The sequence below is a fragment of the Betaproteobacteria bacterium genome (assembly GCA_016713305.1).
In the GTDB taxonomy this organism is placed as follows: Bacteria; Pseudomonadota; Gammaproteobacteria; order Burkholderiales.
Map to the genome: position 1 here is coordinate 1 of JADJPK010000032.1, position 15,945 is coordinate 15,945.

Annotated in this window: 12 protein-coding genes and 4 pseudogenes; 7 read left to right on the forward strand and 9 right to left on the reverse strand. The window is 65.7% G+C overall.

The window, feature by feature from the left end; translation table 11 throughout:
• From IPK20_25750 to IPK20_25760, 3 genes and pseudogenes are all read right to left on the reverse strand, one after another.
• Positions 1-339: hypothetical protein (locus tag IPK20_25750; protein ID MBK8019758.1), on the reverse strand; the 339-nt coding region annotated here is incomplete at its 3' end.
• Positions 340-560: 221 nt separating this feature from the next.
• Positions 561-884 (reverse strand): annotated as a pseudogene (locus tag IPK20_25755) (hypothetical protein).
• 518 nt (positions 885-1,402) lie between these two features.
• Positions 1,403-2,787: pseudogene (locus IPK20_25760) on the reverse strand (NAD(P)/FAD-dependent oxidoreductase).
• A 152-nt stretch (positions 2,788-2,939) separates the two neighbouring features.
• Between IPK20_25760 and IPK20_25765 the strand changes: the two are divergent.
• Positions 2,940-3,251 carry a hypothetical protein gene (locus tag IPK20_25765; GenBank protein MBK8019759.1) on the forward strand — a complete coding sequence of 104 codons (312 nt, stop codon included), beginning with the start codon at positions 2,940-2,942 and terminating at the stop codon, positions 3,249-3,251.
• On the opposite strand, the gene IPK20_25770 is transcribed toward IPK20_25765, so the two are convergent.
• Both IPK20_25770 and ftsH read right to left on the reverse strand, forming a co-directional pair.
• Positions 3,215-3,664 carry a DUF4864 domain-containing protein gene (locus tag IPK20_25770; protein ID MBK8019760.1) on the reverse strand — a complete coding sequence of 150 codons (450 nt, stop codon included), beginning with the start codon at positions 3,662-3,664 and terminating at the stop codon, positions 3,215-3,217. The genes IPK20_25765 and IPK20_25770 overlap by 37 nt on opposite strands.
• A 146-nt stretch (positions 3,665-3,810) precedes the next feature.
• Positions 3,811-5,591, reverse strand: a pseudogene (gene ftsH, locus IPK20_25775) (ATP-dependent zinc metalloprotease FtsH).
• Between the two features lie 317 nt (positions 5,592-5,908).
• Between ftsH and IPK20_25780 the strand changes: the two are divergent.
• Entirely contained in the window at positions 5,909-6,196 is a 288-nt protein-coding gene (locus IPK20_25780) for a hypothetical protein (GenBank protein ID MBK8019761.1), read from the forward strand.
• 464 nt (positions 6,197-6,660) lie between these two features.
• Here IPK20_25780 and IPK20_25785 read toward each other — a convergent pair whose 3' ends face one another.
• Positions 6,661-6,930 carry a SprT-like domain-containing protein gene (locus IPK20_25785; protein ID MBK8019762.1) on the reverse strand — a complete coding sequence of 90 codons (270 nt, stop codon included), beginning with the start codon at positions 6,928-6,930 and terminating at the stop codon, positions 6,661-6,663.
• Positions 6,923-7,246, reverse strand: coding sequence for a hypothetical protein (locus tag IPK20_25790; protein MBK8019763.1), 324 nt, complete (start codon positions 7,244-7,246; stop codon positions 6,923-6,925). The genes IPK20_25785 and IPK20_25790 overlap by 8 nt, the downstream gene beginning before the upstream one ends.
• 422 nt (positions 7,247-7,668) lie before the next feature.
• Here IPK20_25790 and IPK20_25795 point away from each other — a divergent pair, with 422 nt between their 5' ends.
• The 3 genes and pseudogenes from IPK20_25795 to IPK20_25805 all read left to right on the forward strand — a co-directional run bounded on the left by IPK20_25795 (position 7,669) and on the right by IPK20_25805 (position 12,129).
• Complete coding sequence (locus IPK20_25795) at positions 7,669-8,571, forward strand: hypothetical protein (GenBank protein ID MBK8019764.1); 903 nt, start codon at positions 7,669-7,671, stop codon at positions 8,569-8,571.
• Complete coding sequence (locus tag IPK20_25800) at positions 8,561-9,682, forward strand: hypothetical protein (GenBank protein ID MBK8019765.1); 1,122 nt, start codon at positions 8,561-8,563, stop codon at positions 9,680-9,682. Before IPK20_25795 ends, IPK20_25800 begins: the two co-directional genes overlap by 11 nt.
• Before the next feature lie 895 nt (positions 9,683-10,577).
• Positions 10,578-12,129: pseudogene (locus IPK20_25805) on the forward strand (GMC family oxidoreductase).
• Positions 12,130-12,200: 71 nt separating this feature from the next.
• Here IPK20_25805 and IPK20_25810 read toward each other — a convergent pair.
• Entirely contained in the window at positions 12,201-12,917 is a 717-nt protein-coding gene (locus tag IPK20_25810) for a glycine/betaine ABC transporter substrate-binding protein (protein ID MBK8019766.1), read from the reverse strand.
• Here IPK20_25810 and IPK20_25815 point away from each other — a divergent pair.
• On the forward strand, positions 12,916-13,116 hold the full coding sequence (locus tag IPK20_25815) for a hypothetical protein (protein MBK8019767.1): 201 nt from the start codon (positions 12,916-12,918) through the stop codon (positions 13,114-13,116). The genes IPK20_25810 and IPK20_25815 overlap by 2 nt on opposite strands.
• A 114-nt stretch (positions 13,117-13,230) precedes the next feature.
• Here the strand turns inward: IPK20_25815 and IPK20_25820 are convergent, their stop codons facing one another.
• A complete protein-coding gene (locus IPK20_25820) occupies positions 13,231-13,659 on the reverse strand; it encodes a hypothetical protein (GenBank protein ID MBK8019768.1) in 429 nt (142 codons plus the stop codon).
• Positions 13,660-14,035: 376 nt separating this feature from the next.
• Between IPK20_25820 and IPK20_25825 the strand changes: the two genes are divergently transcribed.
• Entirely contained in the window at positions 14,036-15,778 is a 1,743-nt protein-coding gene (locus IPK20_25825; protein MBK8019769.1) for a PQQ-binding-like beta-propeller repeat protein, read from the forward strand.
• Positions 15,779-15,945 lie beyond the last annotated feature (167 nt).

The window sequence follows — 15,945 nt, forward strand, 5'->3', positions numbered from 1 at the left end:
CGGGCTGATCCCGCTGGAAGGCCCGACGGAGTGATCGTGGTTAGATCGCGGCCCGCCTGAACGGCGGGCCGTCTCTTCCAGAAACGCGACTTCAGGAAGGCGATCAGCGCTGCAGTCTCGCCTCTCTGCGCCGGCAAAGGCATCACGGGACGACTTCGCTTCGCCGCCATGCCACAGAATCGCTTCTTCGAAATGCCGGGCCGGCCATCGATGATGCAGGAATGCGCCCGCGCCGTTGATGACCTCCGACAGGTGGCCGATGCTGGGCAGGGGCGGCGTGCGCCATTCGCGGCCGCTCGCGAAAACCTCCGGCCGTCCATCCGCGAGATCCTCGCCCATGTCGTGCACGGCAACAGATCGGTGAAGAGCCGGATCGTCTGGTGGGCGACGGGCGGAAGAGCAAGAACGGCCCCGTCCACAATTCCGGCACGTGGCCCACTGCCCCCTGCATCCGCGAAGGAATCTTTCGCCCTCCCGCACCCCCGGATCGTCCACCACACCGACACCGGCACGCGAAGCGACCGCACGTGAAGTTCTGTCGCCGCCAGGCTGGCGCCCCGCCTCCGGCTTGCCGCCACCACCTGTTCCTTGCAGGTCGGGCTCATCGGCGGGCAGTTCTGGTCCGGATACACCTCGGTAGAAAGACCGATGTCGTTGAGGAAGGCGATCGCGACCTGCTCCACCCCCGTGATTGACCTTCGAGGCCCGAAGCGTCCGATCGGGACCTTGCGCTGGCTCTCGTCCCACACCCGCTTCGCCTTGCCGCGGACGTCCCCGGTGGCCGGGCGTGCCGCGAGTGCGAGCAGCATTTCGTCCGGCGCCTGCACCTCGAGAAGGCCAAGACCCACGGCGGCGGCGCCATGCGCATGCTGCGGCATGTGCATCCTCGCCGAGCGGTCCGCAACCGAAGTCCGAAAGCCGCAGCGCAGAAGCACGCGCAGCGCAGGTGCCTCCGCGGGCGCGACCTCGTGCTCGGTCCACTCCACCGAAGGATGCCTCCGGCGACACGACACCCTTCGCGAGATCTGCAAGCCTCGGTGCTGCCTTACTGGGGGTTGCAGGCGCGGACCCCGTGCGCGTCCACGAGAAGACTCCGCGCGGACGACCAGGTTGAGGGCCGAAGCTAGAAGGGCACCGTGATATGGTGGTCCCGCACCTCGCCCGGCATCGCCACGGTCGGCAGGGAGGGCGTCCGGTCACGACCCCGTTGTTGGTGTGGCACGTGGTGCAGGCCTGGGCGAGGTGGGGCCCCAATGAGTGCGGTCCAGGCCAGAACGCCCAGCGGTTCTGGAACAGTGCGGCGCCCGAGCGCGAAGAGTTCGTTCTGGCGGGAATCGGGGCCGGCGGCCGGATGCAGGTACGCGGTCTGCGAGGCATCTGGCGACACTGAGGTCGCTGCCGGTCAGAGCACCTCCGGCAGGTGCGTTCTCGACCGGAGCAAGCCACACCCAGCCGCGAAGAGAAGGACAGGAGCCGCCAACAGCGCGGCGCGCAGGATCGGGCTGGGCCCCGGAGCATCGGGGGGACCGCGAATTTGACCGGAGTGTAATTCGAAACGCCACGGAGGTCCGTCCTGCATCAGGCAGGGCCGGACGCCTGCACCAGGCCGCACGGCGGACGTGCCTGCGGCAAGCCCGGTCGCGAAGACGAACCGTGAGCAGATATCCCCGGTGGGGCCTCCAGATCCGGCATCTCGCGCAGAAAACGCCGGGCAGGCGCTTCACCATCAGGCCTCGTCGATTTCGTCGAAGCGCACTCCACTATGCGGTGCCGATGAAAACCGGTATCGAGAGGACGTGGACGCAACTAGCCCAGGGCACCGTGCGGGCAGGATCCTCGCGCGTCCGCGGCCGTGAATTCGCGCAGCAGTGCCGCCTTCACTCCGAGCGCCGATTCCCGCGCTTGGATGCTCGGAAAGCGAGCGCTTTCGAGGGCGCGCCAGGAGGGCTCCAATTGCGCCGCCGTGCGGCGGGAGACGCAGGTCGAGAACAGCTCCTGGCCTGTCCCGTTAGCTCAAGACAGCGGCGAAGAACGGACGACAGCGCGTACACGAGACTTCCTCCACACCCATTCCAGTGATGACGAATTCACGGCCCGTTCGTGCACGGTTCCATCGGACTCCGCCGGCACGGGCGACCAACGACTTGACCGGAACGCCCGCGAAGCGGTGCCCATGTGTTCGCTCCAGAACGTCGAAGCCGCAGTTCGCCGGACGCAAGGGCTCGACCGCGATGCCGGCATTCTTCATCGAGGGCACCAACGCACCGTCGGAACCGAGCTGCGGCCAGCTTCCGCCGCCAAGCGAAACACCATGCCGGGTGGACGACGTTCGTGGGGCGTCCAAGGTATCGAAGCCCATGCCCTCTGAGGCCGCGCCAGCGTGGCGTGAAGTTCACCTGGCCCCGTGCAGCCGGTGAACCCAGTGGCGGAGCAGAGGACCGGCCTTGAAGTCCACCGGAAAGACGCGCTCCGGAACTCCCCACGAACGTCTCGACACCCAGGCCTCGGGCCCACTGCCGGATCTCTGCGGCCCCGAAGCTGCTTCCGATCATCGGGCGCAGCACGGCGGCCTGCGCCCCGTAGCGGGAGACGAATGCCTCGAACGGCTCGGCGTGCGTGAGATTGAGCCCGCCCCGGCCGGCGATGAGGGAACTTGCGGCCCAGCGACGGTCTGGCTTCGTAGAGACGACCGCGGCACCAGGCCGGCGGCGCTTCCGCCGCCATCAGTCCGGCAGGGCCTCCGCCGACGATGGCGACGGAAGAACGGACGCAGACATCGACGGGCATGGCGTGGCGTGAGCGAGCGCGGAGCCGCGAGCCTAACCGGGATCCGCGCACGCCGATCACATCCGGAAAACGGATCGTCCGAGAGACGGGGTTTCGCCCATCGCCGGATTGCGTGCCATCATTCCCGCCATCACCCGATTCAGGAGAGGTTCATGTACGCAATCAGCACCGCCGACCGCAAGTGGGCGCCCGAAAGCAGGCAGGCGTGGAACGCGCGATCCTCAGGAAAGAGGAAGGCGGGGCCGCACCCTGCTCGTGCGCATGACCAAGGGCGCGTCATCAAGATGCATGGCCATCTGGGGCGCGAGGAACTCTATATGGTGAGCGGCCGCATGCGGCTGGGCGAGTTTGTGCTGTCGGCGGGCGACTATCACCATACGGCGCTGGGCGAGCGCCACGACGTGGAGGCGCTCGAGGACTGCATGTTCTACGCGATGACGGAGAAGGTCATCCCGGGGCGATGACGGGGTCGCGTACGCCTGCTTCCCTGGCGTCGGCCCGGATGAGGATGCACCCGGCGATGAGCCAGGCGCCGCCGTCCTGCCGGGCCACGTGAAAGATGGCGTGCCACATCTGCCCGTCCGCATCCGTCATCTCGACGAACTGAAGGGATGCGCCCATCCGCCTGGCGGACATCCGCGAACATGGTCGATGCCGGCCGGTAGACGACCGCGTACTCGGCCTGCACCATGGTCATGAAGTTCCGCGCCGTGGAGAACATCTGCCGGATTTCCGGCGACGCCAGGAGAACGCCGTCTCCGCATCGTCCTCGGCGAAGGCGGCGGAGCTGGCGCTCGATGACCGCGCGGATCGCCGTGGCATCCGCGTCTGATACTCCTGCGGTTCGTCCGCAGCCGCCAGCAGACCGGGCACGCATGCCGGTGCCAGAGCCAGCATGCGCAGCACCCGCCGGCGGCTTTCCGTTCGGTGATCCGTTTCAGGCGGGTTGCATGTCTGTCCGTACGGTGTCATCCGCATGGGTCGCTCCTGAACGCAGATCGGAGGTGAGTGCGCGAGCGCCGGTTCATCCAGCGTCTCCTTCGCCAGCAATTCTCTCGCGCAGGTGTCCAGCACCGCACGGTGCCTTTCGAGCACGGCCGTGGCCCGGGCGAATGATTCCATGACGATGGTCCTGATCGCCACGTCGATCTGCTGCTGCGTCGCCGGGCTCACCTGGCATCCGCCCTGGGAATAGCCGGGGACATCCAGGAAACGCGGTGGCCGCGCCTCGTAGGCCACGTAACCGAGATCTTCCACCATGCCGTAGCGCGTGACCATGTCGCGTGCGATGTCGGTCACCTTGGCGAGGTCGTCCGCCGCGCCCGTGGAAAGATGACCGAACACCAGCTTCTCCGCCGCGCGTCCACCGAGCAGCACCATGATCTTGTGTTCGAGTTCGTCCCGCGTCATGAGGAAGCGGTCCTCGGTCGGGCGCTGGATCGTGTAGCCCAGGGCGCCGATGCCACGAGGGATGATCGACACCTTGTGCACGGGATCGGTACCCGGCAGCGACAGCGCGACGAGCGCATGTCCCATCTCGTGATAGGCCACGATCTCGCGCTCGCGTGGATTGAGGATGCGGTTGTTCTTCTCCAGACCCGCGACGATCCGTTCGATCGCCGGTGAAATCCTCCCAGGATTACTTCCGTACCACCGCGGCGCGTGGCCGCGAGCGCCGCTTCGTTGACCAGGTTGGCGAGGTCCGCGCCGGTGAAGCCCGTCGTGAGCGCCGCCACCTGTTCCAGATCCAGGTCTGCCGCAAGGTGGATCTTCTTCACGTGCACGCGGAGGATCTGCAGCCGGCCGGCCTTGGCCCGGCCGGTCCACCAGCACCTGACGATCGAAGCGGCCGGCGCGCAGCAGGGCGGGGTCCAGAATCTCCGGGCGGTTCGTCGCAGAGAAGCACCAGCCCTGACGAGCTGTCGAAACCATCCAGTTCCACCAGCAACTGGTTGAGGGTCTGCTCGCGCTCGTCGTGTCCGCCCATCGGACCCAGGGGCTCCGCGCGCACGTCCCAGCGCATCGAGCTCGTCGATGAAGATGATCGCCGGCGCCCGCCCGCGAGCCTGCTCGAACAGATCGCGCACCCGCGCCGCCTTCGCCCACGAACATCTCCACGAACTCGCTGCCGGAGATGCTGAAGAACGGCACGCCCGCTTCGCCGGCGACCGCCTTGGCAAGGAGCGTCTTGCCCGTCGGGGGACCCACCAGCAGTCCCCTTGGGCGCTGCGGGCGCCCAGGCGGCCATAGCCTTGCGGATCCTTGAGAAACGACACGATCTCCTGCAACTCGGCCTTGGCCTCGTCGACGCCCGCCACATCGGCGAACGTCACGCCCGTGTCCTTCTCCACGTACACCTTCGCCCGGCTCTTGCCGACGTTCATGAATCCGCCCACGCCCTGCCGCTCGGCAAAGCGCCGGATGACGAAGAACCAGAGCCCGAAGAAGCCCACCGCAGGCAGTACCCACGACATGAGGTCCCGCAACAGCGTGCTTTCGATGACGCGGGTGTAGGGAACGTCGAATTGCGACAGGCGCTCGGCGAGCGCCGGCTCGACCCGCGTGGCGACGATCATGGTCTTGCCCGAACCGTCCGGCGACTTGAGCTTGCCGGTGACGGTGTTCTCGCCGATCGTGATCTCGGCGACGCGGCCCTGCGCGAGCGCCTTCTCGAATTCGCTGTAGGGCACCGGCTCCACGGTCCGCTGCGCCTGCCACAGGCTCTGGAGCGTCAGGATCGCGGCGAGCGCGAGCAGCCAGTAGCCGGCATTCCAGTGGAGCTTGCGGTCGGTCTTCAGGGCCATGACGGAATCCCGTTCACTCGATCCTCTCCTGATTGAACCCCTTCAATGTGCGCGGATCGCCGTTCCGGCGCAACCGCCCCGGATTCCGCAGCGCGCCGGGTCGTCATCGTGCGCCGGGGATGCGCTTCGCCCATCAGTGGTCCGTTCCGGGCACGTGGCGGGCCCGTTGCCCCGCCCGGCCTCGACGCGCCGGTGCGCGTTTCGCTCCGCCGATGGAACGCTCCCTGCGCGCCGTTCGCGTGCGATCGATCGTGGTTTCGCGGGTCATCGAACGCCGTCCATCGGTTAGCATCTCGCCCATGGCAAGCACCGAACTCCTGTCGTGGTCGGGGCTGGGCCTCATGGGCCTCCTGGGTCTGAGGCACGGCTTCGATCCCGACCACATCGCGGTGATCGACGGTCTGGGTCTTCGCTTCGAAGGGCAGCGGCCGCGGCTCTCCCCCTGGGTGGGCACGCTCTTCTCCCTCGGTCACGGCGGACTGGTCACGCTCATTGCGGTGGCCGTGAGCCTGCTGAGCCGGGATCGATCGTGCCGGCTTCGCTGGAAGTCGTGGGTGCGTGGTTGCCGGTGGCGCTGCTGCTCGTGGGCACGCTCAATCTCCTGACCCTCGTTCGGCGCGACGACTTCCAGCCCATGGCCCTGCGCCTGCCGTTCGTGTCCAGGCGGCTGCGGGAGTCGTCGCATCCGCTGGCCGTGGTTTTGATCGGTGTCCTGTTCGGGCTCGTGTTCGACACGGCCACGCAGGCAGCTGCCTGGGGCTACGTGGCCTCGACCAGCAAGCAACCGGCCTTCGCGCTGGCCATGGGGGCTGGCCTTCACGCTGGGCATGATGCTCACGGACACCGTCGACAGCCGGCTGCTCGCCACGGTGCTGCGACGTTCCCAGCGGGAGAATGCCGCGCGGTTCCGCCGCACGCTCGGCTGGACCATCGTGGCGATGTCCTACGCGGTCGCGTTCTATGGCATCGCCCGAAACCTGGATCCTTCCCTGGAGCTGGACGACACCGGATACCTGATTCTGGGTGGAAGCTTCGTCCTGGGGTTGGCGTTCCTGGTACGTCTGGTCGCTCACGCGGCTGCGGGCTTCCTGAGCACCGGACCCGCGGAGCCGGGTGGGCGATTCAGGTCGCCGGCTCGCCCTGCGCACTCTTGCCCGCCCGGGCGCCGGGCCTGCCAGCTGGACGAGCAGGTGCGACTCCCCGCTTGAAAGCCCTCGGTGTGGAAGGTTTCCTCGAGGCGGAACATCTCGTAGTCCAGGTGATGGCAGAGCTCGTGCAGGAGCGTGCGCAGAAAGGTGCGCGGGCCACGACGCGTTGCTGCTGCGCGGTTCTCATCCACAGTTCCACGATGGCGCGGCGTCCTTCCTCTTCCGGGCGATACATCCCGTGCAGCTCGCCCCAGTCGCCGCGCGGACGGACGGCGAACACCTGGCGCGCAGCGACGGCACGCCGAAGCGCAGCGTCAAGGCATCCAGCAGCCGCTGGCAGTCACGCTGCACGGCCGTTTCGCGGTCCTGGGCCAGGCTCTGGAAGAGGGCTTCGGCCAACGGCCGCAAGTCATCTCCGGCAGGTATGGGCAGTTCCGTCAGGGCATCACTGCGGTCGTAGATCCGCCGGCGCGCAGGCGTGAGTCTGTCGTAGTAAGCGAAGGGCATGGAGGCGGCCGAACCTTCAAACGGTTCCTGCCGCAATGCTACCGCCCCGCTGTTTCCGAAGGAGCGGAAGACGGCTCACGGCACGACCATGCCGTGGGGGGAACGCCCTGCGCACCGCCGGAAGTACGGTGCCGGACGTTCCCGGGGAGAGTGTTACTTCTTCTCTTCCTTGGTGGTCTTCTCTTCCTTCTTGTCGTCTGCAAAGGCGATCGAGCCGGACAGGGCGCCCACTGCGAACACGGTGCCGATCAGGGCGGCGAGAAGCTTCTTGGTCATGTCAGTTCTCCTGCGTTTGATGAACGGCCGACCCGGAGGCCGGCAAGAAATGAAGGGACAATGTCCCTTCGAGAGTCACTATAAAAGGGACAAAGTCACTGGTCAATGCTTCTATCGCGGCCCAGGCAGCGGTATAGTCGGGAGGCATGAACCGCACTCCGCCGCCGCCCGCTGATCCCGAAAGCGCGGGCTTGCTCATCTCCGCGATCGGGCGCCTGTTGCGCCCGCTGGTGCGGCTTGCCATCCGGCACGGGGTCACGTTTCCCGCGTTCTCCGATCTGCTGAAGAACACCTATCTGGACGTTGCGCAGAGCGAACTCGCCGGTGCGCAGGAGGAGGTGACGGACAGCCGGATCAGCCTGTTGACGGGTGTGCATCGCAAGTACGTGAAGAAGCTGCGGCATGACGCCCGGAGTGCCCTGGCGCAGCCGGCGCCTCGACAGATCTCGCTGGCTGCGCAGATCGCTGCCGTCTGGAATAGCCGCAAGGAGTATCTGGACCAGGATGGCGAACCGAGGCCGTTGGCGCGGCAGTCATCGGCTGCGGAAGACGCGTCGTTCGAAACGCTGGTCCATTCGGTCAGCAAGGACATCCATCCCCGGGTGATCCTTGATGAATGGCTGCGCGCAGGAGTCGCCGAGCTGGATGCGCAGGGCCGGGTGTGCCTGCGACGGTCCGCTTTCGTCCCGGTAGCCGATATCGAGCAACAGAGCCACTACCTCGGGCAGAACGTGCACGACCACCTGGCCGCCATCGAGCGCAACATGAGCGATCCTGCCGCGCCGTTTCTTGAACGCTGCGTGCATTACGGCAATCTGCGCCCCGAGTCCTGCGCAGAACTGTCCGCCGTCGCCGAGAAGGTTGCGATGAAAGCGCTGCGGGCGGTGAACGACCGCGTGCTTGGGGGAGGAGCCGGGGCGCGTACGGACGAGGTCCGATGGCGGATGAACTTCGGCGTCTATTTCTACGCCGAGCCTGAAACGGACGCGGATGACCGGAGGGCCCGGCCATCGATCGCGCGCAACGGAAAACCAGAACATGATTCATGAAGCTTCTCTTCACTTCCGGCGCCGGGCCGCCCTGTGCCTGGCGCTTGCTCTCCTGGCGGGCGCCGGATCCGTACTCGCAGCGGACTTGTGCGCGACGGGCGGTCTGGGCAAGGGGCGGGGGTGGGTGGCGGGCGTGGACGGGGATTCGACCTCACCCGATCCCGATCCCGTGGGGGGCATGGGGGGCACCGGAATCGTGGCCGATGCACGGCGCTCGATCGGGACGGTGATCGGCACGGTCACGCGATTCGGAAGCATCTGCGTGAACGGTATCGAGATCGAGTTCAACGACGGGGTGCCCATCACCGTGCGCGGGGAGCGCGCGACGGCAGCCGCCATCGGGCTCGGCCAAGTAGTGCGCGTCGCGACCGACCTGAAGACGGGCCATCCCGTCGCACGATCGATCGCGACCGAGGACGCGGTATCGGGACCGGTCACGACGCGAGACACGGCGAGCCAGACATTCGCCGTGATGGGCAGAACGGTGCGGATGGGAAGGGACAGCATGGTGGCGCTGTCCGGTCCCGTCGTCCCCGATATCGGAACACACGTCACAGTCAGCGGTATCGCGCAGCCCGACGGCACCGTGGTCGCGTCGAGGCTCGAATACCGGGACCCGCGGACCGATGTCCATGTGACCGGTCTCGGTTCGCGATTTCGATGGCGAGTACATCGACGTGGACGGCGTGATGGTGCATCTTCCGACGGCGACGACGGTCGCCGGTATGCCGCAGGAGCCGAGGTGTCCGTCTCGGGCAGGTGGCAGGATGACGAACTGCGGGCGATCACCGTGACGCGGGATCCCTTGACCCCCGGGCCCGGCCCGGAATCCGGCTGGGTGAGTCTCGAAGGCTTCTACGTACGTTGCGAGGGCGATTCCTCCTCCCATGCGGTCAGCGGCATCCCGGTCACGGCGGCGGCGTCCATGACACCCGGGCAGTGGGTGGGACGGCGTGTGGTCGTGCTGGGGACGTGGCGGCAGGACGCAACGCTGGAGATCGTGGGTATCGGTACGAGTTCGCTTGATGAATCCGGCGAAGGCGCGCCTGCCCCGGCGCTGCAGACCGGGCTGTGCCGGCCCCCGTCATCGCAACGCGCGGGCGACCAATAGCGAGCGATTTCTGCGGCGCTTCCGATGAAGGTCGCGCCACATTCTCGGCGATGCATTTTGCATCGCATCAACGTCGCTTCGGCCTGCCCCGGACCATTTCGGCCGCTTCGTCGTAACTCGTTCAAGTTGTTCAGGCATCCTCCTCTGCTGCGTTGCGGCAGCGACTGCTGATTCGAAGATCTTCCCTTTAGCCACGGGACAAACATCCCTTGACGTGCTGTGGCGATCTCCTCTAATCGCGTCGTGATCGGTGGTTGCCGGCACATCTTCGGCGATGGCGGGCGCGACATCGGCCGCCTTCGCAGCGAGCTGCATAACGAGATAAACGGGAGGACAACATGCTGAACGAAGAGCTGGAGCTTCGACGGCGAGAGTTCCTGAAGATCGCGGGCGGAAGTGCTTTCATGTCCCTCGCGGCCGGAGCGGGTCTCGGCGCTGTTTCGACCAACGCGTGGTCTGCGCATCATCTGCAGGCGCTGAGCGATGCCGAGGGGCAGACGCTGCTCGCCTTTGCGAGAACCCTGTTCCCGCATGACTTTCTCGCGGATTCCTACTACGGCAACGTGGGCACTCGGTGGACGAGAAGGCCGCGGCCAGCCCGGAAACCAAGGCCATGGTGTCCGAGGGCGTGGCACAGGTGGAACGTCTCGCGCGGAAGAACTTCGACAACCAGCCGTTCTCGCAACTCGGCGAGAAGGCGCGGGTGCGCATTCTCAAGACGGTCGAGAAGACGCCCTTCTTCGGCCTGATGTACGGCGAAACGCTGGGTGGCCTGTACGGCAATCCCGAGATCTGGAAGATCTTCGGCTACGAGGCTCGTCCGTGGAGCACGGCGGTTACATCAAGCGCGGTTTCGACGACATCAGCTGGCTGCCGAAAGAGTGAGGACCACGAGATGGCTCAATTCGATCTGAACGACGACTCCGTCGTCGTCATCATCGGTTCGGGCGCGGGCGGCGGAACGCTCGGCAACGAACTGGCACAGAAGGGCGTGAAGGTGGTCTGCCTGGAAGCAGGCAGGCGGCTCGCGCTCCAGGACATCAACAACACCGGCGAGATGTTCGCCAAGCTCTCCTGGCTCGACCCGCGGGAAGGCTCCGGCGATCTCGACCCCAATCTGCCCGCCTGGATCTGCAAGACCGTCGGCGGTACGACCGTGCACTGGGCCGGCGCATCGCTGCGCTTGCAGCCGCACGAATTCAAGGCGCTCAGCACCTACGGACGCCTCGCGGGCGCCAACCTCGACGACTGGCCCATCTCCTACGAGGATCTCGCCGAGTACTACGACCGTGCCGAGGACAAGATGGGCGTCACTGGCACACGGCATTCCCCGTCTGCCCGGCAGCAACAACTACCACGTGCTTGCCGCCGGTGCGAAGCGGGTCGGATACCGCGACTTTCACACCGGCAACATGGCGATCAATTCGCGCGATCGCGACGGCCGTCCCGCCTGCAGGCAGATCGGCTTCTGTATGAGCGGCTGTGCCATCGGAGCCAAGTGGTCGACGCTGTACACCGAAGTGCCCAAGGCCGAAGCAACGGGCAACTACGAACTGCGTCCCGACTCGATGGTCATCAAGATCAACCACGACGCCCAGGGCAAGGTCACCGGTGTGGTGTACGCGGACGAGGGACGGCGTGATGCGGGAGCAGAAGGCGCGCATCGTCTGCGTGGCGGGCAATTCCATCGAAACGCCGCGGCTGCTGCTCAACTCGGCCTCGAACATGTTCCCCGACGGTCTTGGCAATTCCTCCGGCCAGGTGGGGCGCAACTACATGCCGCACCTGACCGGCGCCGTGTACGCGATCATGCCGGGCGAAGTGAACCTGCACCGTGGCACGCAGATGGCCGGCATCATCAAGGACGAATCGGTCTTCAACCCCAAGCGCGGCTTCGTGGCGGGCTATGAGCTCGAGACGCTGCCTGCGTTCGGCATGCCTGGCTTCCCATCCTTCGTGAAGCCCGGAGGCTGGGGCGCGAGTACGCCCGCGACATCGAGGCCTATCGCAATGCCGCAGGCTTGTGGATCGTCGGCGAGGACATGCCGCAGGAGTCGAACCGTGTGACGCTCAGCACCAGCAAGAAGGACCGTCACGGCATGCCGGTCGCTCATGTGCACAAGCAGGACCACCCGAACGACAAGGCGATGCGGGAGCATGCGTGGAAGATGTCGACTGCCCTGTACGAAGCGGTGGGTGCACGCAAGGTCTACACGCGGATGCCGTTCTCGTCCACGCACAACCTGGGCACGTGCCGTCAGAGCAGCGATGCGGGCACGGGCGTGTGCAACGGCTTCGGCCAGTCGCACGACGTCTCCAACCTGTTCATCTCCGACGGCAGCCAGTTCACGACCAGCGCGGCGGAGAATCCGACGCTCACGATCGTGGCCCTGGCCATCCGACAGGCGGAGTACATCGCGGACCAGATGGCGGCCCAGAACATCTGACCGCCGGTCCGGCAGCAAGGACACAGGGCGCCTGCGGGCGCCCTGTTTTCATGGGTGTCTTTGCTGCAGCTTCACGGCGTCCCGCCGTGCGCCATCACTCTTCCGGATCCTCGATCCAGTAAGTGACCGTGTTGGGATTCATCCCGATCCAGCGTCTTGCGGCGTCGCGCGGACTCATCTTGTCGACATTCACCCAGTAGTCCAGCTCGGTCACGGCCTTCACGGAGACCTCGATCCGGGAAAGCGGCAGGCGCTGCTGCTTGTTCAGTCGCTCGTAGAACTCTGCGTTGGCCACGAGCATGGCCTTGTTCGGCCCCCAGGAACTGCTGCGGTTCGTCCAGCACCCGCAGGCGATGCGCCTTGTTGAGGAACTGCGGGCGCCACAGAGGCATCACGAACCAGTCCTTGGCAGCTACGCGCGCGTTGAAGTTCGCGAGCCACTCGGGCGCAGGACCGGGGACCAGTTCGTACCCGGCCTCGGACAGGCGGTAGTGCTCGAAGATCTTGCGCGATCCGATCATGAGGCCTGAATCGGGCAAGGTGCCGCGGATGGTCTTCGTCATGCGGGCGGCGACCTCCGGTCTGGTGAGATCGGCCACGCTGCGCACGGCCTCCGCCGGCACGTAGTCCGGCACGGCCCAGTAGAGCTGTGCGTCCTCGTACAACGTGCTCACCTTGACGAGGCGGTCGCCGTATTCCTTCCAGTAATCCGCATGCGCGTAAGGCAGCCATGCGGCCACGAACAGATCGACGTCGCCGACCGCCACCTTTGGGAAAGATCTGGGCATGGCTGCCCGACTGGAGGGCCACGTTCCAGCCCTTGCGCTCGAGGATGAACTGCACGAGGCTGGCCGTGGCTTCGTAGAAGGAAAGGCTCACGTGACCCAGCGTGATCACGGCGGCATTGGCGGGGCGCGGAGCGCGCCCAGAACCGTGGTCATGGCGCTGGCCGCAAGCAGAGTCCTTCTCTTGGACGACATCATGTGAGATCACCTGTTCGTGGCATTGATCGGTCCGGCGGGACGTCCGGGGCGCGAGACCTTAACAAAATTCCACGGGGCAGGACACGGCGCACCGCACGCGCCTGACGTGGCGGTACCGTCAGGGCTTTCCGTCGGCGCACATGTGCGGGAGCGAGTCGAGCGCGAATCTGCGCCTTTCGCCCTGCTCACGCAGATAGGCGTTCTGGACCTCGTATGCCTCTCGTTCCTTGGAGTACCAGCGTTCGCAAGCGTTCGATACGCGGTCGAACTTGCCCGTCACGTGCTGGACGTGGTGCACCAGTTCATGCAGCAGGATCGAGCGGCCCAGTACGTCGCTGGCGGGGTCTGCGGTATTGCTGACGAAGATGCCCTTGTCGGGATGGTAGAACGCCTTGATGCCGCAGTTGCCCTTGCACAGGAGCCGCTGGATTTCCGCCGGCGGAACGACATGGATTTCGGGCAAGCGGTCCGGGATCGGATAACCGGTAAGGAGTCTGATGGCCGCCAGAAGTTCGGCGACCAGGTCGAGCAGGGGCGTTCTGTCCATGGATCACTCCGGGATGCGGGCTGAACTGGCGATCCCGCATCCCCGCCGGGCACGCGCGCCACCGTCGGCGATCATCGTCGTACCGCATCTCGAAAGCGTCAATCGATTGGAGATGACAATAGGAACAAGAATGGAATATGAGTGGGAAAACGGGATACATACGCTTGGACCGTTTCCCTTGACTGAGTAGGAAAACATCCCGAGAATCATCCGGTACCCCTTTGAGAGCGGGTTGAAGCCGGTTCCGCAGTTGTGCCGGCGTCAAGGCGGAGATCTCTCGCGGGGACTACAAGCCCAAGAGCATCCAGCGGTCCGCCCCTTCCAAGACGCGATCGACCGCGGATTTCGTAGGAAGAATTCGTTTGGGAGGTTCACCATGCGTAAATCGTCTCGCTTCACGCCCCGCGTGCTTGCGTCCGCGATCTCGGCAGGCCTGTTCGTGTCCGGAGCGGCCATGGCTGCCGATGTGGACGGCGCCCGCCTGCTCAATGCGGACAAGGAGCCCGGCAACTGGATGTCGTATCACGGGTCCTACAAGTCCTGGCACTTCAGCGCGCTCGACGACATCAACACCAGGAACGTCGGCAAGCTGCAGGAAGCCTGGTCGCACGTTGCGTCGCGCGCCAACCGCGGCCTGCAAGGTATTCCGCTCGCCGTCGACGGCGTGCTGTATTACACCAGCCCGTACAACCAGGTCTACGCACTGGACGGTGCGACGGGCAAGATGATCTGGACATACAAGCACAAGCTGAACGAGGACCTGGTCGCACGGCAGACGCACTCGCCCTACAACCGCGGCATCGCCATCGGCTACGGCAATATCTACATGGGCACGCTCGATGGCAAGCTGGCCGCCATCGACATCAAGACCGGCAAGCTCAATTGGGAAACCAAGCTGGTCAATTCCGAGAAGCTGACGGTCGGCTTCACCGGGTGCACCCTGCTCGTGAAGGACAAGGTCATCATCGGCGCCCAGGGCGGCGAGTGGCCCGATCGCGGCCCGATCTTCGGCATCAATGCCAAGACCGGCGAGAAGGTGTGGTCCTTCATGACCGCCGGCGGCAACGACGGCACGAAGTCGGATGCGCGCAACACCTGGGGCGGTGACTCCTACAAGACCGGTGGTGGCGGCGGCTGGATGGCCGGCAGCTACGATCCGGAGAACGACACGGTGTGGTGGGGTACCGCCAACCCGGCTCCCCTGTACGACTGGGCCGGCGACAAGTTCATGACCGAAGGACCCCGCCCCGGCCTGAACCTGTACACCTCCTCCGTGCTGCAACTGAATCCCGACACGGGCGAACTGAAGAGCTATCACCAGGTTCTGCCGCATGACGCCTGGGACTTCGACCCCGCCCAGGGCGAGCTGATGATGATCGACCGGGACGGCAAGAAGTACGTCGTGCATCCCAGCAAGAGCGGCTTCGTGTTCGTGTTCGACCGCAAGTCCGGCAAGCCCGTGAAGGTCTACAAGGGTGTGGACGCGATCAACTTCGTGAAGGACATCAAGGACGACGGCACGCTGGTCGGCCGCTGGGATCCGCCCGAAGGCAAGCACAAGAACCTCTGCCCGGCCATCGCTGGCGGCTACAGCTGGAACGCGGGTACTTACAGCCCGAAGACCAACCTGATGTACAAGGTCGGTTTCGAGTGGTGTATGGACCTGGACATCGTGAAGACCGAGCCGATCACCGAGCCCGTCGTCCAGCTCAACATCGGCGCCAACTTCACGATGCACGGCCCCGGCGACCAGCCTCCGCACGGACACATCCGCGCTCGCGATCCGATCACCGGTGCGGTGAAGTTCGAGATCAAGTATCCGGGTGCGGTGCCTCACGGCGGTCTGCTGTCCACGGCCGGCAACCTGCTGTTCGTGCCTGAAGCAGATGGCATGTTCACGGCCTACGATGCCACCAACGGCAAGAAGCTCTGGGCGCACAACATGGGTCAGGGCAGCAACGGCGGCACGATCTCCTACAAGGCCAAGGGCAAGCAGTACGTGGCCGTGATGACCGGCTGGGGAAGCCTGGTCGGCGACGGCTACGGCGATCTCTGGGGCGAGCCCTGGAAGAGCATGCCCAAGGATTCCGGCGTGCTGAAGGTGTTCGCACTGCCGTAATCCAGACCTGGCGCGGCAACTGCCGCGGGGCCTGGAGGAAGGGCGGGGACATCGTCTCCGCCCTTTTTTCCATCCCTGTCACCCGAAAGGACCGTCGGGCGTTGCGGGGTGGAGGCGGCCCGCGAGCGGGCGCCCAATCCTGATATTTTGCGGAGGTATGCAGTGAA

Bases quoted from the DNA above. Each gene is read 5' to 3' on its own strand.
- IPK20_25765 (MBK8019759.1), top strand. From the start codon at position 2,940: ATGTACGCAATCAGCACCGCCGACCGCAAGTGGGCGCCCGAAAGCAGG.
- IPK20_25770 (MBK8019760.1), bottom strand. From the start codon at position 3,664: ATGCGTGCCCGGTCTGCTGGCGGCTGCGGACGAACCGCAGGAGTATCA.
- IPK20_25790 (MBK8019763.1), bottom strand. From the start codon at position 7,246: ATGCCCTTCGCTTACTACGACAGACTCACGCCTGCGCGCCGGCGGATC.
- IPK20_25795 (MBK8019764.1), top strand. From the start codon at position 7,669: ATGAACCGCACTCCGCCGCCGCCCGCTGATCCCGAAAGCGCGGGCTTG.
- IPK20_25800 (MBK8019765.1), top strand. From the start codon at position 8,561: ATGATTCATGAAGCTTCTCTTCACTTCCGGCGCCGGGCCGCCCTGTGC.
- IPK20_25815 (MBK8019767.1), top strand. From the start codon at position 12,916: ATGGCTGCCCGACTGGAGGGCCACGTTCCAGCCCTTGCGCTCGAGGAT.
- IPK20_25810 (MBK8019766.1), bottom strand. From the start codon at position 12,917: ATGCCCAGATCTTTCCCAAAGGTGGCGGTCGGCGACGTCGATCTGTTC.
- IPK20_25820 (MBK8019768.1), bottom strand. From the start codon at position 13,659: ATGGACAGAACGCCCCTGCTCGACCTGGTCGCCGAACTTCTGGCGGCC.
- IPK20_25825 (MBK8019769.1), top strand. From the start codon at position 14,036: ATGCGTAAATCGTCTCGCTTCACGCCCCGCGTGCTTGCGTCCGCGATC.